Origin of the sequence: Reichenbachiella sp. 5M10, assembly GCF_002742335.1 — a bacterium.
Taxonomy (GTDB): domain Bacteria; phylum Bacteroidota; class Bacteroidia; order Cytophagales; family Cyclobacteriaceae; genus Reichenbachiella.
In genome coordinates, this window is the sequence record NZ_MDGR01000007.1 from 814,284 (window position 1) to 836,492 (window position 22,209).

The 22,209-nt window shown below is 46.2% G+C and carries 24 protein-coding genes; 19 read left to right on the top strand and 5 right to left on the bottom strand.

The features are described 5' to 3' along the window. The first annotated feature begins 7 nt into the window (after nucleotides 1–7). The 10 genes from BFP72_RS03355 to BFP72_RS03400 all read left to right on the top strand — a co-directional run bounded on the left by BFP72_RS03355 (nucleotide 8) and on the right by BFP72_RS03400 (nucleotide 7,305). A complete protein-coding gene (locus tag BFP72_RS03355) occupies nucleotides 8–424 on the top strand; it encodes a DUF2141 domain-containing protein (protein WP_099597751.1) in 417 nt (138 codons plus the stop codon). 20 nt (nucleotides 425–444) lie between these two features. Next, entirely contained in the window at nucleotides 445–1,089 is a 645-nt protein-coding gene (locus BFP72_RS03360; protein WP_099597752.1) for a hypothetical protein, read from the top strand. 159 nt (nucleotides 1,090–1,248) lie between these two features. Continuing rightward, nucleotides 1,249–2,331, top strand: coding sequence for a sensor histidine kinase (locus BFP72_RS03365; RefSeq protein ID WP_099597753.1), 1,083 nt, complete (start codon nucleotides 1,249–1,251; stop codon nucleotides 2,329–2,331). Next, entirely contained in the window at nucleotides 2,328–3,086 is a 759-nt protein-coding gene (locus BFP72_RS03370; protein WP_099597754.1) for a LytTR family DNA-binding domain-containing protein, read from the top strand. The genes BFP72_RS03365 and BFP72_RS03370 overlap by 4 nt, the downstream gene beginning before the upstream one ends. Before the next feature lie 153 nt (nucleotides 3,087–3,239). Beyond that, entirely contained in the window at nucleotides 3,240–3,659 is a 420-nt protein-coding gene (locus tag BFP72_RS03375) for a hypothetical protein (RefSeq protein ID WP_143519916.1), read from the top strand. A gap of 352 nt (nucleotides 3,660–4,011) precedes the next feature. Beyond that, entirely contained in the window at nucleotides 4,012–4,614 is a 603-nt protein-coding gene (gene msrA / locus BFP72_RS03380) for a peptide-methionine (S)-S-oxide reductase MsrA (RefSeq protein ID WP_369824008.1), read from the top strand. Then, nucleotides 4,615–4,848 carry a hypothetical protein gene (locus BFP72_RS03385; RefSeq protein WP_215976413.1) on the top strand — a complete coding sequence of 78 codons (234 nt, stop codon included), beginning with the start codon at nucleotides 4,615–4,617 and terminating at the stop codon, nucleotides 4,846–4,848. Between the two features lie 389 nt (nucleotides 4,849–5,237). Continuing rightward, nucleotides 5,238–6,107 carry a formyltetrahydrofolate deformylase gene (gene purU / locus BFP72_RS03390; protein ID WP_099597757.1) on the top strand — a complete coding sequence of 290 codons (870 nt, stop codon included), beginning with the start codon at nucleotides 5,238–5,240 and terminating at the stop codon, nucleotides 6,105–6,107. A 32-nt stretch (nucleotides 6,108–6,139) separates the two neighbouring features. After that, nucleotides 6,140–6,694: a hypothetical protein gene (locus tag BFP72_RS03395; RefSeq protein ID WP_099597758.1), complete on the top strand. Its 555-nt coding sequence runs from the start codon at nucleotides 6,140–6,142 to the stop codon at nucleotides 6,692–6,694. Next, a complete protein-coding gene (locus tag BFP72_RS03400; RefSeq protein WP_099597759.1) occupies nucleotides 6,691–7,305 on the top strand; it encodes a hypothetical protein in 615 nt (204 codons plus the stop codon). The genes BFP72_RS03395 and BFP72_RS03400 overlap by 4 nt, the downstream gene beginning before the upstream one ends. Before the next feature lie 7 nt (nucleotides 7,306–7,312). On the opposite strand, the gene BFP72_RS03405 is transcribed toward BFP72_RS03400, so the two are convergent. Beyond that, nucleotides 7,313–7,882: an acyl-CoA thioesterase gene (locus BFP72_RS03405; RefSeq protein ID WP_099597760.1), complete on the bottom strand. Its 570-nt coding sequence runs from the start codon at nucleotides 7,880–7,882 to the stop codon at nucleotides 7,313–7,315. Nucleotides 7,883–7,993: 111 nt separating this feature from the next. Between BFP72_RS03405 and BFP72_RS03410 the strand changes: the two genes are divergently transcribed. Further along, nucleotides 7,994–10,189 (top strand): radical SAM protein, encoded by a 2,196-nt coding sequence (locus BFP72_RS03410; protein WP_099597761.1) that lies wholly within the window; start codon nucleotides 7,994–7,996, stop codon nucleotides 10,187–10,189. Nucleotides 10,190–10,235: 46 nt separating this feature from the next. Beyond that, the gene (locus BFP72_RS03415) at nucleotides 10,236–11,387 is read left to right on the top strand and encodes a hypothetical protein (protein WP_099597762.1); all 1,152 of its coding nucleotides are present in this window, start codon (nucleotides 10,236–10,238) and stop codon (nucleotides 11,385–11,387) included. Here the strand turns inward: BFP72_RS03415 and BFP72_RS03420 are convergent. The 4 genes from BFP72_RS03420 to BFP72_RS03435 form a co-directional block, all read right to left on the bottom strand. After that, nucleotides 11,381–12,643 carry a glycosyltransferase gene (locus BFP72_RS03420; RefSeq protein WP_099597763.1) on the bottom strand — a complete coding sequence of 421 codons (1,263 nt, stop codon included), beginning with the start codon at nucleotides 12,641–12,643 and terminating at the stop codon, nucleotides 11,381–11,383. The two genes, BFP72_RS03415 and BFP72_RS03420, sit on opposite strands and share 7 nt — an antisense overlap. An 88-nt stretch (nucleotides 12,644–12,731) precedes the next feature. Continuing rightward, on the bottom strand, nucleotides 12,732–13,322 hold the full coding sequence (locus tag BFP72_RS03425; protein ID WP_099597764.1) for an outer membrane beta-barrel protein: 591 nt from the start codon (nucleotides 13,320–13,322) through the stop codon (nucleotides 12,732–12,734). A 417-nt stretch (nucleotides 13,323–13,739) separates the two neighbouring features. After that, nucleotides 13,740–15,662, bottom strand: a complete 1,923-nt coding sequence (dnaK, locus tag BFP72_RS03430) for a molecular chaperone DnaK (RefSeq protein ID WP_099597765.1) — start codon at nucleotides 15,660–15,662, stop codon at nucleotides 13,740–13,742. Between the two features lie 558 nt (nucleotides 15,663–16,220). Continuing rightward, nucleotides 16,221–16,565, bottom strand: a complete 345-nt coding sequence (locus BFP72_RS03435) for a phage holin family protein (RefSeq protein WP_099597766.1) — start codon at nucleotides 16,563–16,565, stop codon at nucleotides 16,221–16,223. A 169-nt stretch (nucleotides 16,566–16,734) separates the two neighbouring features. Between BFP72_RS03435 and BFP72_RS03440 the strand changes: the two genes are divergently transcribed. The 7 genes from BFP72_RS03440 to BFP72_RS03470 all read left to right on the top strand — a co-directional run bounded on the left by BFP72_RS03440 (nucleotide 16,735) and on the right by BFP72_RS03470 (nucleotide 22,195). Beyond that, on the top strand, nucleotides 16,735–18,318 hold the full coding sequence (locus tag BFP72_RS03440; RefSeq protein ID WP_099597767.1) for a peptide chain release factor 3: 1,584 nt from the start codon (nucleotides 16,735–16,737) through the stop codon (nucleotides 18,316–18,318). Between the two features lie 33 nt (nucleotides 18,319–18,351). Then, nucleotides 18,352–19,089 carry an RluA family pseudouridine synthase gene (locus tag BFP72_RS03445; RefSeq protein WP_099597768.1) on the top strand — a complete coding sequence of 246 codons (738 nt, stop codon included), beginning with the start codon at nucleotides 18,352–18,354 and terminating at the stop codon, nucleotides 19,087–19,089. Then, nucleotides 19,090–19,404: a DUF6787 family protein gene (locus BFP72_RS03450; RefSeq protein ID WP_099597769.1), complete on the top strand. Its 315-nt coding sequence runs from the start codon at nucleotides 19,090–19,092 to the stop codon at nucleotides 19,402–19,404. Further along, complete coding sequence (locus BFP72_RS03455; RefSeq protein WP_099597770.1) at nucleotides 19,394–20,368, top strand: aminodeoxychorismate synthase component I; 975 nt, start codon at nucleotides 19,394–19,396, stop codon at nucleotides 20,366–20,368. The genes BFP72_RS03450 and BFP72_RS03455 overlap by 11 nt, the downstream gene beginning before the upstream one ends. Next, on the top strand, nucleotides 20,352–20,945 hold the full coding sequence (locus tag BFP72_RS03460) for an aminotransferase class IV (protein ID WP_099597771.1): 594 nt from the start codon (nucleotides 20,352–20,354) through the stop codon (nucleotides 20,943–20,945). The genes BFP72_RS03455 and BFP72_RS03460 overlap by 17 nt, the downstream gene beginning before the upstream one ends. A gap of 51 nt (nucleotides 20,946–20,996) precedes the next feature. Further along, complete coding sequence (locus BFP72_RS03465) at nucleotides 20,997–21,620, top strand: SiaB family protein kinase (RefSeq protein WP_099597772.1); 624 nt, start codon at nucleotides 20,997–20,999, stop codon at nucleotides 21,618–21,620. 170 nt (nucleotides 21,621–21,790) lie between these two features. After that, nucleotides 21,791–22,195, top strand: a complete 405-nt coding sequence (locus tag BFP72_RS03470; RefSeq protein ID WP_099597773.1) for a DUF1987 domain-containing protein — start codon at nucleotides 21,791–21,793, stop codon at nucleotides 22,193–22,195. The last annotated feature ends 14 nt before the right edge of the window (nucleotides 22,196–22,209 follow it).

The following is a 22,209-nucleotide window of genomic DNA, read 5'->3' on the forward strand; positions in this document are numbered from 1 at the left end:
ACAAATCATGAAAAAACTATTCCTTATCGCCATGTGTTTGTTGACCTGGACTGCTCAGGCAGGAGGCAACAAACACCAAGTGACCGTAGTGGTCAAAAATATCAAAGCCAATACGGGTGAGATCAGAGCAGGCCTGTATGTCAGCGAATCGAGTTTCCTCAAACAAGGAGTCTACGTCTCTCAAAAGGTAACGGGAAACGATGAACTGACACTGGTCTTTGACCCTGTAGAAGCTGGCGTCTATGCGGTCAGCATCTACCATGACGAAAATGCCAACGGCGAACTGGACACTTGGGTGTTTGGGATCCCTGCCGAACCCTATGGTTTCTCCAATGACGCCAAGGGCTCTTATGGCCCTCCGAGTTTCGCAGATGCGCAATTCGAGGTAGCGACTGATCAAAATATTACGATCACACTTCATTAAAAACTAAAACATTCGAAATCATGAAAACGATATTCACACTATTACTCGCAATTTGTTCCCTCGCAGTATCAGCTGACAATGGAAAGTACGAAAAAGCCATGCTGGACAATATCCAGTCCATCTACACCGCAGCGTCTACAGCAGACCTAGACCGACTTACGAATACTTTTTCCCGGATAGGGGATGCCGAAAAGGACAAATGGGAGCCCTACTACTATGCGTCTTTGTCGCAGGTGTTCAAGGCATTTCGCATCAAGGATGCACAGGTGCAGGACAAGGTACTGGACGAGGCATTGGTGAGTTTGTCCAAGGCGGATGATCTCAGTGCGAACAATTCGGAGATCAAGGCCATGGAGGGATTCATCTACATGATCAAAATAGGCGTGGACCCTGGTACGAGAGGGCAGACACTGTCTCCGAAGATTTACGGCTTGTTTACCAAAGCCATGCAATTGGATCCTAACAACCCAAGGGCGGTACTGTTTATGGGGCAGATGCAAATGGGTACAGCGGAGTTTTTTGGACAGCCATTGGATCAATCCTGTCAGTTGATCATGAAGTCACTGGAGATGTTTGATACGCAAGCGTCAAGCAATCCACTCGCGCCGACCTGGGGCAGCTATGGGCTCGAAGAGTGGACCAGTAAGTGCAACGGAGCAGAATAACCTTTGTTAGCGATTGGTATTTAGACCTTAGATTTTAGACAAAAACGGGGAAGCCTGTTCGGTCTAAGGTCTAGCGTCTAGTGGTCTCAAGCCTTGATTCTTAACTCTTGATTCTTGGTACTTGTTATCTAAAGAGATTGATGATTAGATTTGTTTGATATGACGAATGAAAATGGCGGATGTGTCTCCCGCAGAGACAAATGGAAGAGACAGGTACGAATGCTTGTGGTGATTCCGATCATCGGGAGTTTGGTAATCTCCTACTTTTTTTGTCCGCAGTGCATCAGTGAGGGGGACTATGGTCAGTTTGCTCTTTCGGTATTGGTGTCGTACCTCTATTGGATCGCACTCTCGGTAGGCAACAGCTTGTTGGTAGATGGTCTGGGACGATACCTTGATTGGTTGCACAAACCTGTCGAGCGAACCATCGCCTCGTTGATCCTGATGATTCTCTATACGGTGTTTGTCGTTTTTGTGATGAACTATGTCATCGTAGCGTACTTGATGCACAAGGACTTTTGGGAGATGCTGTACGGTGGACACCTCAAGGGAAGCATCATTACGACGGTTTCTATTGCCTTGTTTATCTCGATGTTCTTTCATGCGCGTGGTTTTTTCGTGTCGTGGCGAGATGCAGCGGTGCAAAACGAGAAACTGAATACGGAAAACGCTACCTCCAAACTAGAAACCCTCAAGAGCCAGGTCAATCCGCACTTCCTGTTCAACAGTCTCAATGCCCTGACTTCATTGGTCTACGATGACCAGCAAAAGGCGGTGGACTTCATCCATAAGCTGTCGGATGTCTACCGCTATGTACTCCAAAGCCAAAATCAGGAATTGGTGCCGCTCTCGGACGAACTGGCGTTCACCCAGTCGTTTGTCTATCTCAACGAGATCCGCTTTGGGAAGAACTTTGCCGTGACCATTACCGGTATGGATCAAATGGCTGGCCAAGATCATGTGCCTCCTCTGGCGCTACAGATGCTTGTAGAGAACTGTATCAAGCACAACGAGATCTCCAAAGAAAGACCCTTGTCGATACAGATAGACTATCGCTCAGACTCTGTCCTCGTGTCCAATAACCTGAACCCGATACAGCAAGAAAAGCCCGATTCGACGGGACTAGGACTAAAAAACATCACTTCGCGCTACAGCTATCTCAGCGACCGTGAAGTCAAAGTCACGACCGATCAAAGCCAGTTCACCGTCGAGGTACCCATCATCAAACTAGAGACCTCATGAATGTACTCATCGTAGAAGACGAGGGGATCGCTGCGGACCGTTTGGCGAGACTGCTCGGAGAGCTCCAGCCCGACCTCAGGGTATTGGACGTGCTGGATACCGTCAAGTCTGCTGTGGCTTGGTTGCGATCCAACCAGAGCCCTGATTTACTGTTCTTTGATATTCATCTGGCTGATGGGTCTAGCTTCGAGATCTTCGAACAGGTGAGTGTTGATTGCCCGGTGATTTTCACCACTGCCTATGACCAGTATGCCATCAAGGCCTTTGAGGTCAACAGCATCGACTATCTGCTCAAGCCCATTGTCTTGGAGAAACTGGAGCGGGCCCTGGACAAGTTTGAGCACCTCAGCAAAGCCGCCAATCCGATGATCGATGTGTCACAGCTCCAGCAGATGCTGGGAGCACCAGCCAAGTCCTACAAGGAGCGCTTTGTCGTCAAGGTCGGAGAGCACATCAAGACGATCCCGACGGATGCCATCGCCTGCCTCTACAGTGAGGAGGGGAGTACCTATTTGCAGCACGAGGAGGGGAAAAAATTCATCATTGACTTCACACTGGATCAACTGACCGAGCTACTTGATCCAAGTGTTTTCTTTCGAGTCAATCGCAAATTCATCGTACAGATGAAAGCCATTCGAGACATCGTCTCCTACTCGAACAGTCGGCTCAAGATCGTCTTGCCTCACTGGGATGACAATGAACTCATCGTGTCTCGCGAGCGCGTCGCAGCATTCAAAGCATGGCTGGATGGCTAAGCGAAAGTATGCCCAAAAGCAGGAATATACTCCTAAACGAATGCTCCCCAGCCAACCAAAAATTCTTTAGATTTGGATAAAGCATAGCGGGTATAGAGCGTATGGTGTACCCAACTGTGCGGGGTTTCATGATCACATCTAATCAAACGTAGAATGGTAGAATTATCTTTAGAGTACTGGAATAAACTTTCAAGTCAATTCATCCTAATGTCAGTGTTCCTCGGTGGCTTTTCGATAGCCTTGACGGCAAACTTGCTGATAAGTGAATCGAAAACTAGGCTTTCCAATATCATTTTAAAGCTGGCTACAACATCTTCTGGTGGATTTCTCACTACAGTATTTGCCATGACCAACATCCTAATGGCTACTACCGAGGGCTACCCTAGTGTAGTCACCCAAAGTGGACTGAATACACCAAGAATAATTGGCTTTTTGGGATATTTAGTTGGGGTTTTTTCACTGTTGACGATTATAGGATTGTCGGGCTGGACCAAGTCTAAAGGAACGGGGATTTTCACGACTGTAGTTAGTGTGATTACATTGATTCTCTTTTTTATTTCTGCAATTTCATGAAGAGCGAAGGCCCGCTAGAAAGAGCTTGTGACTCGTGTGTCTCCACCGATGAAAATATAATACAGCGTATCATTTACCATATCAATTGGAAGATAAGTTTCAGTTTAGAATAGATAAACGGAGGCATAAAGGCATGCTGGATGTTCGCTTCAGCGGTACTTTTTCTGAATCAGTCGTGAAATCATCGGAAAGATCAAATCCATTGGAGACGTTGATCCGTATGTAGAGGATCTGCTCCCGGTCGTCTGGTCAGATGAAGGAGACCAAGCACCTATCGTCGTATTGCGCGCGGGTTGGGGAATTAAAAGTACGGAGGGAGGGTTATGGATGAGTAAGGTTTAAAAGTAAAGACATGAAGGTATTAGTTTTTTTATCAATAATTATCGGTGCAATTTTGCCGAATAAACAATTAGAAGCCAAAGAAATGGATGTAGCAACGTTTGGGAATGGATGTTTCTGGTGTACAGAAGCTATTTTTCAGGATTTGAAGGGAGTGAGTAAAGTGGAGTCGGGCTACTCTGGCGGACAGACGCTAGACCCTACTTACAAAGAAGTATGTACGGGTACGACTGGCCATGCGGAGGTGCTGCAGATCACTTATGATCCAGCAGTGATTTCGTTCGACGAGTTGCTAGAGGTGTTTTGGAAGACGCATGACCCCACGACGCTCAATCGCCAAGGCAATGATGTCGGGACCCAGTACCGTTCGGTGGTGTTCTATCACAATGACGAACAAAAGGTATTGGCTGAGAAGTACAAGAAGGAACTCAACGCCTCTGGCGCGTTCAACGACCCGATCGTGACAGAGATCACGGCTTTTGACAAGTTCTACGTAGCAGAGGACTACCACCAGAACTATTACAACCTTAACGGCTCACAGCCCTATTGCAACTTCGTGATCAAGCCAAAAGTGGAGAAGTTTAGAAAGGTATTCAAGGACAAACTCAAAGACTAAGTGAAGAAAGTAAAGATGATCTGGGACATGCGTGGGGGAGATGCCAAAGGGATGGCAGAGCACCACGCCATCCATCTCAAAGAGTATGCAGCCAAGTGGAACATGACGCTACACGAAGCAGGGACAGAAGTCGTCAATGATGCCTATGTAGTGGCCTACATGATCATCGACGAGAGCGACATGATCACCGTGAGAGACAACCTGAGACCGCATCGCGCGGAGTATGCGGAGTAGAGCAATTGAAAGTAAAAAGGGTGGCGATGAAATTCAAATAAGGTATGAGTGGATTCGTTCGTGTTTTGTATGAAAGCGAATTCACTCGTTGTTCAAAATTCTATAGTTCAAAACCTGTCTGAAACGGTAGACAGGTTGGGTATTGTTCTGTACGAAAGACTATCGGTATAAGTCTGTGATTTAATATTGGAATGCTGACTATCGAACACCCAATGTCGAATGTTGAAATCTGATCTGGACTGTCTGGTATAGGAGGTCTTGTTCGATCCTGATTTGACCTATGTCTTAGTGAGACAATGCGCTGCTGCTTTAAGATTCTTTTTCCGTCAAAGATTCGTTCTTTTCTACTATTTTCGAGGTGACAACAAACCCGAGATTAACAGAGATCAATGTCTGAGAATAGAATTACATTTCTGATCCAGTGCGAGGATAGCAAAGGGATCATCGCCAAGGTCACTACATTTTTTTACGACGAGGGATTCAACATCCTAACCTGTCAGCAGTTCACGGACAACATCGAGGATGCGTATTTCATGCGGGTGAGTCTGGATGCCAAAGACCTAGTGATGTCCAGAGAAGAGCTCTCCGAGAAGTTTCGCCAGATCGCCGAGCCCTTGAAGTTGGACTGGAGGGTGTATTACTCTGTAGACAAGGCCAACGTAGCGATTTTAGCTTCTAAGACCAGCCATTGCTTGTTTGACCTACTGGAAAAACACAGCGAGGGCAAACTGCATTGCAACATCCCCCTCATCATCAGCAACCACGAGACGGTCAAGTACGTGGCGGATCAATTCAATATTCCTTTTCATCATTTGCCTGTCACAGCAGACAACTGGGTGATGCAGCAGGAAGAGATGAAAAAACTGCTCAAGGCACACAACACAGAGTTGGTGGTGATGGCGCGTTTCATGCGCATCTTGTCCTCTGACTTTATCAATTCATTCAAAGAGAAAATCATCAACATCCATCATGCTTTTTTGCCGGCTTTCCAAGGAGCGAATCCTTATCGCCGTGCCTACGAGCGAGGCGTGAAGATGATCGGAGCGACGGCTCACTACGCGACAGATGACCTAGACGAAGGCCCCATCATCGAGCAGGATGTAGAGCGTGTCTCTCATGCCAGTTCGCCCGCAGGGTTGACGCAGATTGGCTCGGAGATCGAACGAAAAGTGCTCTCCAAGGCCGTGAAGTTCCACCTAGACCACCGCATCATCGTGACGGGCAACCGTACCATCGTCTTTCCAGAGACGGAGGGGTAATTCAATCATGCTCATAATACCAACTAACCCTTATGCACCGACTGACTGTGCTGCTGTTGCTCCTGTGGAGCAGTGCAGCGATTGCTCAAGACCAACTCCCAGCTATGACCGAAAAAGCCTGGCGAGTTAATTTCATCAACCCTGGTGTCGAACTGGAAATCCCAACGGGTCAGCGTTCGACGCTTTCCTATGGGGTGGGAGTAGGGTATATCCCTGCGATCAAAGGGGTGACCTACGGTGGCCCATACGGGGAGCTACTCTATGATATTGCCCCTTTCTTTGATACGCAGTACAAGTTCTTTTATTCGCTCAACCGTCGGTATACCAACGGCAAATCGATTCGTGGCAATTCTGCCAATTACATATCGGGACGCTTGCTGATGGTAGGCAATTCTCTCGAATCCAATTTTTACAGGTATACCAATCTGTACTTTGGCTTGGGGCCGACATGGGGGATCCAACGGAGCATCGGCAAGGTGCATGTTCTCTTTGATGTGGGGCCACAGTTTGTCATTGATACCGAGGGCAATAGCGGTTGGTTTCCGCTGATGCTACAGCTCAACATAGGTCTAAATCTTCGGCAATGAGTCGTGTCCTAGCAGTAGTCCTATCAACAGTGCTTTTGGGGAGCTGTACGGTGGCCAAAGTGTCGAAAATCACTGGCTGGACTCATTTGGTGGAGTATGAGGATATTTTGGTCGCTGAAATCGAACCTGTTGACGAGTGGACTTCTTGGCAGCTGTATGAGCGTGTGGAGGAGGGACTGAAGGAGGATTTTGGAACGCTGAGTTATCTGCCACAGGTGGAGTATGACCTGAAAGCTCAGGGTGTGACAACTGAGGAGCTTGCACAGATCGGCTATGACGTGGCGGTCAGTGAGCGAGTGGCAGAGATTCTAGGGGTGACGTATTTTTTGCGCATCACCTACGAGTCGGGAGCGTATCAGTTGCTACGAGACACAGATGTACCCAACGAAGGTACCTACGTGACTTTTCGAATCGATGCAGTAGATCTAAAGGATTTGACTGTTTCTTCTTCGTTTTACAGCACGGCACAGCATATACCATTGCCTTTGGGACGAGACATGTTTCTCGATGTGACCTCCGTCAATGCCTTGATGTACAAAGCCATTCGGCGTGCCTGTCGACAAATACGAAAGGAAAAAGTACACCGCGATTCCAAATGGTCGATAGAATGATAAGGAGCTACAGCGAGAACTTTTTCAGTTCGAGATGACATCTTTCGTTTTCCAAAGCGTCCTCATGTGTGGCATCCATGATAGAAGCAGAGACCTCCTTGATTTTGTTTCTAAAGTCCTTTTTGAGCTCTTTGCGTTTGATAGCCTCCATGAATAAACGGACTTCTTCGTGTGATTCTAAGATCAGTTCTGGGACTTGTGTAGGTTTGTCATCGTCTCCTTTGGCCACCATGGTGACGTAGGAGTTGTTGGTTTTTTTGACGGAGCCTTCCTTGACGTTTTCGGCGATCACGTTGATGCCAACGACGAGCGATGAGTTGCCTACATGAACTACAGAAGCCTTGAGATGTACGAGATCACCGACCTCTACAGGTTCCAAAAAGTCGACATTGTCTACCGATACCGTGACGCAATAGTTGCCGGCATGCTTGCTGGCACAGGCGTAGGCGACTTTGTCAATCAAAGAGAGCAAAATCCCTCCGTGGATTTTTCCTCCAAAATTGGCATAAGAAGGAATCATCAATTCGGTGATTGTGGTCTTCGAAAAACTGACGGTCTTGGCTTTTGGTATACTCATGATTATTGCTTTGTATTCACTAGAAGTAGCGAAAATAAGCACATTAGACCGCTAGCGGAACATTCACCAACCATTTTTTGATTTAATCCCCAAACAAGTAGAGATTTGCAGATGTCAAATCCCAAGGTGCTTCTTATTACCCCTCCTTTCACCCAGCTCAATACACCCTATCCAGGCACCTGCTATCTCAAAGGCTATCTCAATACCTTGGGAGTCGCATCGTATCAGGTTGATCTTGGGATCGAGGTGATACAGCGCTTGTTTAGCCGTGCAGGACTGATGGATTTGTTTGCGGTGCAGGCCGAAGGTCATCTCAGCCCCAATGCCCAACGTATCTTCCATCTGCGAGAAGACTACATCGCGACTGTGGATGCGGTGATTCGGTTTTTGCAACACAAGAACCCCACGCTGGCCTATTCGATTGCTGAACGGGAGTTTTTGCCAGAAGCGAGTCGTTTTGATCAGTTGACGGATCTAGAGTGGGCGTTTGGGAGTCTCGGTGTACAAGACAAAGCACGACACTTGGCGACTCTGTATCTAGAGGACTTGGCGGACTATATCAAGGAGGCGGTTGACCCCCATTTTGGATTCAGTAGATATGCCGAGCGATTGGGAATGTCAGCCTCGTCTTTCGACGAAATGAATGAGGCGCTACAAGCACCGCTTTCGCATATTGATGAGATCCTGCTCAGCGTACTCGAAGAAATCATCACGAAGCAACAACCCAATATGCTGTGCCTCTCGGTGCCTTTTCCTGGCAACCTCTATGGAGCGTTTCGCTGTGGCCAATATATCAAAGCAAAGTATCCTCACATGGCTGTCGTGATGGGTGGGGGATACCCCAATACCGAACTGCGATCTATCTCTGATTCACGGGTTTTTCGCTACATCGATTACATCACATTGGACGATGGTGAGCGACCGATTCAGCACCTTTTGGAGCATGTGTTTGGAGACAGAGTATTGGAAAACCTCAAACGAACCTTTGCTTTGGTGGAGGGAGTGGTGGTCTATCTCGATGGGTCAAAGGATCGTGATGTGCCATTTTCGCAGACTGGGACACCAGATTATGAGGATCTGGCTTTGGACCGTTATCTGTCTGTACTCGAAGTAGCCAATCCCATGCATCGACTCTGGAGTGATGGTCGCTGGAACAAGCTGACCATGGCACATGGGTGCTATTGGAAGAAATGTAGCTTCTGTGATATATCACTTGATTATATCAAAAATTATGAGCCAGTCAGTGCCACTATTCTATGCAACCGGATGGAGGAGCAAATGGCACAGACAGGCGAAACGGGCTTTCACTTCGTCGATGAGGCAGCTCCCCCTGCGCTGATGCGGGAGTTGGCACTCGAGATACTGCGCAGAAAACTCGTGGTGACCTGGTGGACGAACATTCGCTTTGAGAGCCGTTTTAGCCCTGACCTCTGTCGATTGCTCAAGGCGTCGGGGTGCATCGCAGTATCGGGTGGGCTCGAGGTAGCCTCTGATCGCCTGTTGGAGAAAATGAAGAAAGGGGTCACGGTTGAGCAAGTTGCTCAGGTTACTCAGAATTTCACAGAGTCGGGCATCATGGTGCATGCTTATTTGATGTATGGATTTCCGACACAGACAGACCAGGAGACGATCGATTCATTGGAGATGGTGCGGCAGTTGTTTATGCATGGAGTGATTCAATCGGGGTTTTGGCACCAGTTTGCGATGACCGCTCATGCACCTGCAGGACTAGAGCCTGAGTCTTTTGGGGTGGAGCGTGTGGGGCCGGTATTCGAGGGGTTTGCAAACAACGACTTGCAGCATCTGGATGCTTCGGGAGCGGATCATATCCGCTACAGCGAGGGGCTGAAAAAGTCGCTGTTCAACTACATGCATGGCTTGTGCTTTGACTATACCCTACAGGAGTGGTTTGATTTTAACGTGCCCGAGACAAGTATCCCTAGTCATTTCATCGAGCAGGCTTTGGCCACCAACGAGGGCACATACATCAATGACTCGTCGCGCTTGGTATGGTTGGGCGCAGTACCAACCTTGAGCTATTATGAAAAGCGAAAAAAAGGGAAGGTCACACAGCGAGTACGGTTATCGGTGGAGATGAAATCCTATGTGGTAGAGGTGACGGCTCCTCTAGAGGAAGGCGAGTGGTTGCGCAATCGCTTGGCTGAGATGGCGATTTCAGCTAAGGAGAAGACGATTTTTTCCGCCTTGCGAACGAGCTACGAGGAGGAGTTTGGGCAGCCTGTCGAGCGGCTCTTTCAGAGTCAGGCCTGGAACGACCTGCGCAACGCAGGTTTATTGATCGTATGAGGAGGATGTTTTTCTGATTAGTGAAATTATGAGCAACTTTATAACCATGAAATCGAGACTGAATATAGTAGTGCTGGCTGTCGTATGGATGGCGTGTATGTATGGATGTGGGTCGGCCCAAAAGTTATATGAGCAAGGAGACTACTACCAAGCGGTGCTCAAATCTGCAGACAAGCTGCGTAAAAACCCAGATCATGCCAAGACCCAAGATGCGCTGAGACGTGCCTATCCTATGGCTGTGGAGGCGTTGCTGTCTCAAGTGGACCGAGCCAAGGTTGCCAATCCACAGTTTCAAAATACAGAAGAGGTTTACCTATACGAGAAGCTCAACAGGATGTATGATGAGATCAAGCGATCTCCAGGTGCTTTGCGCGTGATACCAGAGCCGATGAGTTATCATCAGCAGTTGGCAGACGCTAAGCTTGGAGCAGCTGAGGAGCAATATACAGAAGGGATGAGAGAGCTCTCCTACGGGCAGCGATCCCATGCCAAAATAGCCTACGGGTATTTTCAGATGGCCAACAAGTACGTGCCGGGTTACAGGGATGTGGTACGTAGAATCGAAGAAGCCTACAACATGTCTATATTGACGGTGTTGTATGTATTGCAACCGGTGCAGTCAGAGGCGTATCAGCTCAGTGGTGATTTCTTTTACGACCAAGTGGTCAAAGTTTTTCGACAGATCGAAAGCAACGAATTTATACGGTTTTATAATGCAACAGAGGCAGAGCGGGTCAATTTGGGGCAGCCGCATCATCTGTTGAAAGTCAATTTTGTGGATTTTCGAGTGGGTGATACACACACTCTGGAGCGTGTAGAGCAGGTCCAGCGCGACAGTGTGATCGTAGGTTCGGTCACGCTTGATGATGGCACCACCAAGGATGTGTACAATACCGTGTCAGCCAAACTGTCTATCCGTCGTATGGAGGTCAGGTCCAGCGGGAGGTTGCGACTCGAAGTACAGGATGAGTATACGAATGTGACACTGGACAAGGAGGATTTCAACGGGGAGTTTGTATGGTACAACGAGTGGGGGAGTTTCAACGGGGACGAGCGAGCACTTAGCCAGGAGCAGTTGAACATCTGCAACCACAAGATGATCATGCCCCCACCGGCTCAGGATCTCTTTGTAGAGTTTACCAAACCGATCTACGATCAGTTACGTACTCGCCTCGTGCGCTTCTATGATGACTACTGACGGGAGTCTTCTCTGATTATTTCTTTATAGAGTCTCTCTGTGAGGTCCTCGTGATTCATTTGGTAGGCGATCTGCTCTGCCTTTTTCTTGTAATTTGGATTGGAGAGGAGTTCGATGAGTTTGGGCTCCAGGTTTTGGATTGATAAGTTGTTGATTTTGATGCCGAGTGGGCCTGCACCAAGCTGATGCACTATTTTGTTCCAAAGGAACTGGTCAATGATATGAGGTACGATCATGCTGGCACAGCCGTGTTTGAGTGCCATATGTGTCGTGCCAGATCCTCCATGATGCACGATGGCGTAGACCTGACCGAATATCCAGTCGTAGGGGATGTCGTGTACGAAGTGGATGAAGTCTGTGTTGTATCTAGTGGGCTCTGCCAGTCCGCCTGCGGCGGTGTTGATGATGGCGGGGATGCGGTTGCGCTCGAGGATATCCAGTATGATTTGGGTTTTTTCGACAGGTTGAGGGTTGGTCATGCTTCCAAAAGTCACAAACAGCAATTTGCCGTGTCGCTGAATAAACTTCGTGAGTTCGCTGCTAGGCGTCCAGTCGACGGTTTTGTCTCGCTCGTGGTAGCCGAGTATTTGTAGGTTTTGCTTCCAATCTTTGGGCCTAGGAAAAAGAGTCGGGGAGAGGGTGTAGATGACTTTGTGCTCATTGAGAGCTTGCTTGATTTGGCGTTTGGATACATCGGTGATCTGCAGTGTTTTGAGTGCAGTGACTATGGTTTTGATCAGTCCCCAATCGGCCAGTCGGTAGGTCAGTTTGTTGAAGAAGGAGCCGTAGTTGCTGTGAAACGCTAGGTGAGTATGGCCTTTGACGTAGTGAAGGTATGGGACAGGGCTGATCATGATCGATTGGCCAGGATGCTGTGTCTCCCATATGACTGGGTAGATGACTTTGCCGCTGTGGACGATTCGGTCTGGTTCTTCGTTATGGATCAGCTCATGTTGTTTTCGGATCATAGCTTTGTTGATTCTCATCTGATGCTTGGCGAGTTTGGCGTAGGAGATGATTTTTTTCCATGTCGAGCTGCTACCCCCGAGGGCGGTTTTGCCTAGTTCGCTTTGGAGCATTTTCATGAACTCTGGACCTAAGGATTCGAAACGAGCACCTGGATGATCTACAAGTGTTTTGAACTGCTCTGGAAACAGGTAAATGACCTCATGCCCTTTTTGTTGTAGCAATTTGCCAATAGCAAGAAAAGGTTCCATGTCGCCACGCGTACCGATAGAGGAAAGGAGGATTTTCATAGGGGTGGATTATTTAATTGAATAGAAATGTAGCTTCTCAAAGCTACATTTCTTTCTCCTAATGAAATATCCAATAGAGAAAAAAGGACTAGTTAGCGATCTTGAGCAGTACGAAGAACTGTAGATAACTATTGTAGAGGTCTTTGCGGTTTAGAATCGCATCGTATTGGGAGACAGTGGTGAAGGATCGGTTGTAGCGAACCCCCAAATCTAGGAAGTAAAGGACCGATACACTCGCGCCTATTGTCCCAGAGACTTCAAATCGTTGATCATAGGTATTCAAAAGGTTTTGACTGGTGGAGTCGGTGGCATAGTTGGTGGCCCCTAACAGGTAACCAAATTCTGGCCCCACACTGATTTTGAGCCAGTCCAGAGGGTAGATATCAAGAAGGAGCGCTCCGGTGGCATAGTTGAACTTGTAGTCGAGAGTATCCTGGTTTACCTTGGTGCCTTTGCGTGTGTAGCCCAGTTCAGTAGAGAATCCGATGTAGTCAAATTGCTCTGCAAATACGCCACTGATGCTAAAGGCAGGACGTGTCGATAGACTAGGACTGGGATCATCCGACGAATGGAGTGAGGATAGGTTGTAACCTCCCTTGATGGCGAAATAGGAGTTTTGTGCTAAGCTGCCAAAGCCGATAAGGAGCAGCGGAAGGAATAGAAGTAGCTTCAGCTTCATTTGATGATATGCTAACGGTCAATAATAATATTTGTCTTCAATACCTAGATAATATTTGTCGGTCTTATCCAGTGAGGCAATATTACAGTATAGCAAGCGAAGTGGGGAAGATTATATGGTGTTTTATGCTTTGCTCCATATTAAATTGGTGTGAACGGAAAGTGAATTTTTGAATGGAAGAGTGTTGCTCTTGCTCACAAATGACGGGAGCAACAATATGAGCCTGATTTATACAATGAAATGAATTCAGTAGTCTTTGAAGAAAAATCGGAAAACACCTAGTTATACAAGGTGGGGGAGGGTTTGCTTTTGTTCATTTCTCTCATGACAATGGAAAATAAAAAAGCCCTTCTGGTCTCCCAGAAAGGCTTTTGTCTATTCTCTCAATACTAGACTCTAATGTCTAGTACCTAGGGTTTACTTTTTGTCGTCTACTTCTTCGAATTCTACGTCAGAGACATCAGAATCAGCGTTAGCATCTGCGCCAGCATCAGGGCCTGGTTGTGCACCGGCAGCACCTGCTGCACCACCTTGCGTATCCTGATACATCTCCTGAGAAGCTCCCTGCCATGCGGCGTTGATTTCCTCTAGGGCTGTATCGATGGCTGCTAGATCGCCACTTTTATGCGCTTCTTTGAGCTTTTCGAGTGCTGTGTTGATTTTGGTTTTGTTGTCATCAGACAGCTTGTCGCCAAATTCTTTCAACTGCTTCTCAGTTTGGAAGATCATCGAATCGGCAGCATTTACTTTTTCGATTTTCTCTTTTTCTGCTTTGTCAGACTCAGCGTTTGCTTCAGCCTCTTGTCTCATCTTTTCGATTTCTTCTTCTGTCAATCCAGACGAAGCCTCGATACGGATGCTTTGCTCTTTGTTAGATCCTTTGTCTTTAGAAGTCACGTGCATGATCCCGTTGGCATCTATGTCGAAGGTTACTTCGATTTGTGGGATGCCTCTTTGTGCTGGAGGAATACCGTCCAAGTGGAATCTACCTAGGCTTCTGTTGTCTTTGGCCATTGGACGCTCCCCTTGTAGTACGTGGATTTCCACAGATGGCTGGTTGTCAGCTGCTGTAGAGAATACCTCGGACTTTTTGGTAGGGATTGTCGTGTTTGCCTCGATCAATTTGGTGAATACACCGCCCATGGTTTCGATACCTAGAGACAATGGCGTCACATCGAGTAGCAATACATCTTTGACCTCACCTGTCAAGACACCACCTTGGATCGCAGCACCGATGGCTACTACTTCGTCAGGGTTTACACCTTTAGATGGCTTTTTGCCAAAGAATTTTTCTACTTCCTCCTGGATGATCGGAATACGAGTCGATCCACCGACCAAGATCACTTCGTCGATATCAGAGAGAGAGAGGCCAGAGTCTTTCAACGCTTGTTTGACAGGCTCCATTGATCTTTTGACCAAAGAGTCAGCCAACTGCTCGAACTTCGATCTTGTCAAAGTTCTCACCAAGTGCTTCGGCACACCGTCTACGGGCATGATGTATGGCAAGTTGATCTCCGTAGAGTTGCCGCTTGACAATTCGATTTTAGCTTTTTCAGCAGCTTCTTTCAGACGCTGTAGGGCCATTGGATCTTTTTTCAAGTCCAGACCTTCGTCGTTTTTGAACTCAGCAGCCAACCAGTCGATGATCACTGTATCAAAGTTGTCTCCACCGAGGTGTACGTCACCGTTGGTAGACTTCACTTCGAATACTCCGTCACCGAGCTCTAGGATAGAGATATCGAATGTACCCCCTCCAAGGTCAAACACTGCGATTTTCATGTCAGCGTTTTTCTTGTCGAGACCATAAGCCAATGCCGCAGCAGTAGGCTCGTTGATGATTCTCTTGACGTCTAGACCAGCGATAGCGCCAGCTTCTTTGGTTGCTTGACGCTCTGCGTCGTTGAAGTAAGCAGGTACGGTGATCACCGCCTCTTTCACTTCAGTGCCCAAGTAATCTTCGGCAGTAGACTTCATTTTCTGAAGGATCACTGCAGATAGCTCTTGAGCGGTATATTTTCTGTCACCGATCGCTACTCTGATCGTGTCATTGTTGCCACTTTCTAGTTTGTAAGATACCGTTTTGGCTTCCTCAGAGATTTCACCAAACTTCTTACCCATGAATCTTTTGACTGAGCTGATGGTGTTCTCAGGGTTTGTGATGGCCTGTCTTTTGGCAGGATCACCTACTTTTCTTTCGCCTTTTCCACCGTCCAAAAATGCAACGATAGAAGGAGTTGTTCTCTTTCCTTCACTGTTAGGGATGACAACTGGCTCGTTACCTTCCATTACAGCGACACAAGAGTTGGTAGTTCCTAAATCGATTCCGATTATTTTTCCCATGATCTAATTTTAATTTATCGCTTCTAAATTCTTTTTCTAATTGATACTCTGCTTTTAACAACAGCTGTGCCAATTCAAGTTTGACTGACAGAAGTGACACATTGTCATAAATGTGACCCAAGAAATAAGAAGATGTCTGCCGAATTGTAAACTTAGGTGGCTGAAAAGTGTGACAACATGTGAGTCACCGATAAAGAAATCTCGAAACAGGAAAAATTGCAGTATATACTTTTAGTGTATTTGAATAAAGAACATCGACATGAAAAACTTATCACTCAAACTGAACGAAAGTATATTTTTGGAGACCGAGGAGATTCTTTCCCAAATCAATAAGAAAAGAAACAAGTACATCAACGAGGTCCTAAAGTTTTACAATCAGTTCCAAAAACGCCGATTGATGCGGCAGGATTTGCAGGCGGTATATGCGAGCTCTGCTGAGGTGTTGCGCGAGTTAGAGGGTTGGAGAATGATGGTTTCTTGTTGGGTTGAGGATGTCGAGACGTTTCAATTTGAAAGTAGTGCTGGACTTAGATTGGTGACCTGTCCAGCACGATTAAGCTATTCGTTGTTGTTCAAACCTCCCAATATTGAGTTGATCAATGAGAGTATTAAGCTGAATAAAAAGGACCACCAAAAGCCATCTACCGTGAACCCAGGTACAAGCGCACTGACGAGCATGATCATGAGTGTATTGATGACGAGCAGGAAGAGCCCTAGTGTCAGAATCGTGACAGGAATGGTCAAAATCACCAAAATTGGTTTGAAAAGGATGTTGACGACAGCTAGCACGCCAGCTACCACGAGTGCAGTCCAAAAACCATCGACATGGGCGCCAGGCAAGATGTAGGCACATATCAGTACGGCAATTGCTGAGAGTATTAGTCGAATCAAAGTATTGAGCATAGGTTTGTGTGTCTTGTTAGTAGGGGCAAAATAAGGATTATAATACAATCATTAGAGGCTTTCGGCTAAGAATTTGATTCGTGAATGATCAAATTGTAGGTAGTTGTCAACATCCTTTCACAACTAAAAAATGCCATACTATCTTTGCGCCTCATTTTGAAGTGAATCCATGACAATACAGGAAGAAATAAAGAAGAGACGGACATTTGGTATCATCAGTCACCCTGATGCAGGCAAGACTACCTTGACGGAAAAGCTATTGCTCTTTGGGGGAGCGATCAAAACAGCAGGGGCTGTCAAGTCCAACAAGATTGATCGACATGCTACTTCAGATTTTATGGAGATAGAGAAACAGAGAGGGATTTCTGTAGCGACTTCTGTGATGGGGTTTGAGTACAAGGGCCGAAAGATCAATCTGCTAGATACACCCGGTCACCAGGATTTTGCGGAGGACACCTATCGTACGCTTACCGCGGTGGATAGTGTGGTACTCGTCGTGGATTGTGTCAAGGGAGTTGAAATCCAGACAGAGAAACTTATGGAAGTTTGCCGTATGCGAAACACGCCTGTCATGGTGTTTATCAATAAATTGGACCGTGAGGGGCAGGATCCTTATGATCTCCTAGATGAGATCGAAGAAAAACTAAATATCAAGGTGAGGCCACTCAGTTGGCCGATCAGTATGGGTAAGACCTTCAAAGGGGTCTACAGTTTGTATGAGAAGAAACTAAAATTATTTACGGCAAGTAAGCAAAAACTCGATACGGAGAATGACATCAGTATCACAGATATCAATGACCCTAAATTGGATGAATTGATCGGGGAGAACTATGCCAAGACGCTACGTGAGGATGTGGAGTTGGTAGATGGTGGGTATCCAGAGTTTGAAATCGATACTTACCGTAGTGGTGAGGTTGCCCCTGTGTTCTTTGGCAGTGCGGTCAATAATTTTGGGGTACAAGAACTTTTGGATTGCTTCATCGATATCGCACCCAACCCGATGAAACGGGAAACAGACGAGCGTGTGATTGAGCCAGAGGAGTCGAAGTTTTCAGGGTTTATCTTTAAGATTCACGCCAACATGGATCCCAAGCACAGAAACCGTATTGCGTTTGTACGGGTATGTGCGGGGACTTTTCAGCGAGGCAGTACTTATTATCATACGCGGTTGGACAAGAAGTTTAGGTTCTCGAATGCGACGGCCTTTATGGCGCAGAGCAAGGAAATCATCGATGAGGCATGGCCTGGTGATATCGTCGGGCTCTACGATACTGGCAACCTCAAGATAGGTGATACACTGAGCGAAGGAGAAAAGGGGATGTATAAGGGAATACCGAGTTTCTCTCCAGAGATATTCAGAGAGGTGATCAATACCGATGCGATGAAGACCAAGCAGCTGGAAAAGGGCTTGAATCAGCTCATGGATGAGGGAGTAGCACAGCTGTTTACCTACGAGATGGGGTCTAGAAAAGCCGTCGGTACGGTCGGGGCTTTGCAGTTTGAGGTGATTCAGCATAGGTTGCTACATGAGTATGGAGCATCTTGCCGGTTTGCTCCGATGAATCTCTTCAAGGCGTGTTGGTTTACAAGTAAAGACAAGAAAAAATTGGATGAGTTCATCAAGTCAAAGTATAGGCATGTGGCCAAGGACAAAGACGGTAAATTGGTGTTCATGGCCGAGTCCAAAGCGTGGTTGCAAATGGTGCAGGACAATTTTCCAGACATTGAGTTTCACTTTACAAGTGAGTTTTAAAAGAATCGTTTGTTCATAGATTAACTTACAGCCATGCGACAGCCATTTATTTCCGTATATGAGGACAATCATTTATTGATTGTAGATAAGAAACCCGGTATACTCGTGCAGGGGGACAAGACAGGCGATAAGCCCCTCTTGGATCATTGCAAGGATTACATCAAAGAGAAATACAACAAACCCGGAGCGGTGTTTTTGGGTACGGTGCACAGATTGGATCGCCCGGTTAGTGGTTTGGTGGTGTTTGCTCGTACTTCCAAGAGTTTGGAACGGATGAATAAACTTTTCAAAGACAGGAAAATCAAGAAGGTTTATTGGGCAGTAGTCAAAAATAGACCTCCGAAGAAAGAAGATAAACTGGTGCATTGGCTCAAAAAGGATTCGTCGAAAAACAAGACGGAAGCATTTGACAAAGAGGTAGATGGGGCGCAGCGTGCCGAACTCAAGTACAAGGTACTCGGCAATCTCAACGATCATTATCTGCTTGAAGTGCAGCCAACGACAGGTAGACCGCATCAGATTAGGGTGCAGTTGGCAAGTATGGGGTGTCCGATTCGTGGAGATGTCAAGTATGGTTTTGTGAGACCCAATCCAGAAGGGAGTATCAACCTACATGCAAGGTCATTGGACTTTATTCATCCTGTGAGCAAAGAGCCTGTCAAGGTTTTTGCAGGAGTGCCAGTTAATGATTTTTGGGAGCAGTTTCTCGTTTTGGACAAGAAGTCCCCTAAAATCAAGAGCAAGGACAAGTATATGGATAAACTGCAGTAAATGGATTTTTTGGATAAGTTGCAAGCGAGGTGGAAGCTGAAAAATGTTTGGCAAGTAGTAGCGGTACTTCTAGTTTTTGCTTGTACGGGGTTTTCTGTGATGTTTTTGAGAAAACCCATTATGGGCATGATCACGGATACAGACCAATATGAGTTTCTGTTTACTATTTTTTACTACATTTTTATCCTTCCTGTTTACTTGGGTATCCTTCTTTTTTATGGTTTTTTGTTTGGCCAATTTGCGTTTTTTTGGGGCTTTGTCAAAAGGACGTGGTACCGGATGACCCGTCAAAAATCAAAACTCGATGCGCAGTAAAACCGAGGCAATCGCTCGGATCAATGAATTGGCATCTGCGCGTACTCCATTCTTGTTTATTTCTGACTTCAAAGGGCAGAATAATCTAGTACTGACCACAGAAGAGATCGATCCGACACAGATCATGTATCAGATCAACGACCATGGCAATGCGCAGGGGAGTGATCGCAGAGATGTGTCTACGCAGCTAGAGAGGAGGCCGATGTCTTTCGCAGCATATGAGGAAAAATACAACCGAGTCCATCACGAACTGACACAAGGTAATAGTTACCTACTCAATTTGACTTGCCCTACGCCTGTGCAGGGAGATTGTAGTTTACAAGATGTGTTTTTTCGTAGCAATGCCCGCTATCGACTGTGGTGTCGCGATGAGTTTGTGGTTTTTTCGCCTGAGATATTTGTACAGATTTACGAGGGACAAATTTCTTCCTTTCCTATGAAAGGGACGATTGATGCAGATTTGCCACATGCCCGAGATACTTTGCTGAATAGCAAGAAAGAGCTGGCTGAGCACGCTACGATTGTTGACCTCATTCGCAACGACATGAGTATTCATGCATCGAACGTGCGGGTGGAGCAGTTTCGTTATCTAGATGAGATCAGGACCAATCATAAGCATCTTTTGCAGGCAAGTTCTAAGATTACAGGTCAGTTGCCCACGGATTATTTGGAGCGAATGGGAGAGATTATTTTTTCACTTTTGCCCGCGGGATCGATCAGCGGAGCACCTAAAGCCAGAACGTTGGAAATCATAGAAGAGGTGGAAGGGTACGACAGAGGCTTTTATACAGGGGTAATGGGGTATTTTGACGGACAGCATTTTGATAGTGGTGTGATGATTCGTTTCATTCAGAATCAACGAGGAAAGTGGATATACAAGAGTGGCGGAGGAATACACTCCTTGAGTGATGCCGCCTCAGAATATCAAGAAATGATCGACAAAGTCTATGTGCCAGTATATTGAGAGTATTTGCTACCGAGGAGGTAGGCCAGAGTCATTGGCACTGCATCAGTCGCGTATGAATCGTACTTTTGCGGTCTGTTATCCAGGTGTTGAACCTCATGATTTGACTGTTTTGTTGCCAGAGATTCCTGATCATCAGCGCTTCAAGTGTCGAGTGCTGTATGATGCTAGTGAGATATACGTTGAGTTTATCGAGTATTTTGTGCCCCAGATCAGTACTTTGCGAGTAGTACATTCAGATGATATTGTGTATTCGTTGAAAGCGATAGAGCGTGGCGGCCTTACCCGAGCATATGATCAACGTGGGGAGGCTGATGATGTGCTCATTGTCCGAGATGGGTATGTGACAGATAGTTATTTTGCCAATTTGGCATTCTACGACGGGGAGAAATGGGTCACGCCAGATACGTGTCTATTGGAGGGGGTAAAGAGAAGCTCACTGCTCGAGCAAGGGATGGTCGAGGTGCAACCCATCAGACTCTCAGAGGTGATGCAATTTGAAAAGGTATCGCTGATCAATGCAATGCTGAATCTCGGCGAAGTAGAAATTAATGTTAATGGTATTATTTTAAACTGAAATGGATTTATTTTAATATTGAGGTAGATTTGGTAACCCGACCGATAAGTGATGAGAAAATCAAGAAACAGAAGTAAGCAAACCAACCAGCTCAATCACCTGAAAAACATCATTGCGTTTAGCGAATTGATGCAGGAGTCAGATGCAAACATCGTGTACTTGGGTAAAGTGACCCAATCGACCATCGATGGGATCACCGACATGATGGAGGAAAGTATGATCGAACGTCAAGAGAGTCGACAGACAACCAAGCGTGTGTATCATGTGATGATAGAGGCACTCCAAAATATATGTAAACACGCTGATAGTACTGCAGATTATGCTTCCAACAGCCTAGAACAGGGATTGGCCAAGGACGGAATCTTTTTGATTGGCCACAATGAGGAAGAATACTACGTCACCACCGGAAACCAAATCACTACCGAAAACACGATTCGTCTTAGAGATACTCTGGACAAAATCAATGCTCTGGACAAAGACGGCTTGCGTGAAATGCATAAACAGGCCATGGCCGGTGGAGAGATTTCTGAAGTAGGAGGTGCTGGTCTAGGGTTTATCGATATCAAGAAGAAAACAGGTACAGAGTATGAGTATTATTTTGACCCAGTCAGTGCGGACCACTGCTTTTTTATATTGACCATACGAATATTGAAAGAGTCTGTCAAAGACTTTTAACCCTTTTCTGACAGGTGTAAAACTGATCTATTTCAGCTTTACGAGAATCTCCTATTCCCAAAATAGGTAGAATAGCCAGTTGTATGCAGGGTATTAGTTCTCTACATTTGTGCTAGCAGTAGAATAAATGTTTCACCGTAGGACAGGCCGTCCTGCAAACCTCAAATGCTATGGATGGATATTTCATTAGAGCAACAGGGTCCACACCGTCGATTGAGTTTAGTCCTTCCAAAGGACTCTTGGAGATCACCGGGGTATCGACTCCTGACGATCCTTTGAGTTTTTATGGTCATATTTTTAGCCTTTTGCACGAATTCGAAAGTTCAAACAACAAAGAAATCGTGGTGAATTTTGGCTTAAAAAATATGACTGGATCCACTACCTATATTTACATCCTTGTCAAAAAATTGATTTCTCTGACGAATGACAACCGAAAGGTTACATTCAACTGGTACTATGAGAAAAACAATGAAAAAATACTAGAAACCGGCAAGGAGATCAGCCAGCATTACCAGCATCCGTTCAATTACATAGGTGTTTTCAAAATAAAACAATCCTTGAGGCAGGCTAGCTAAAAGTTTGTTCCTGT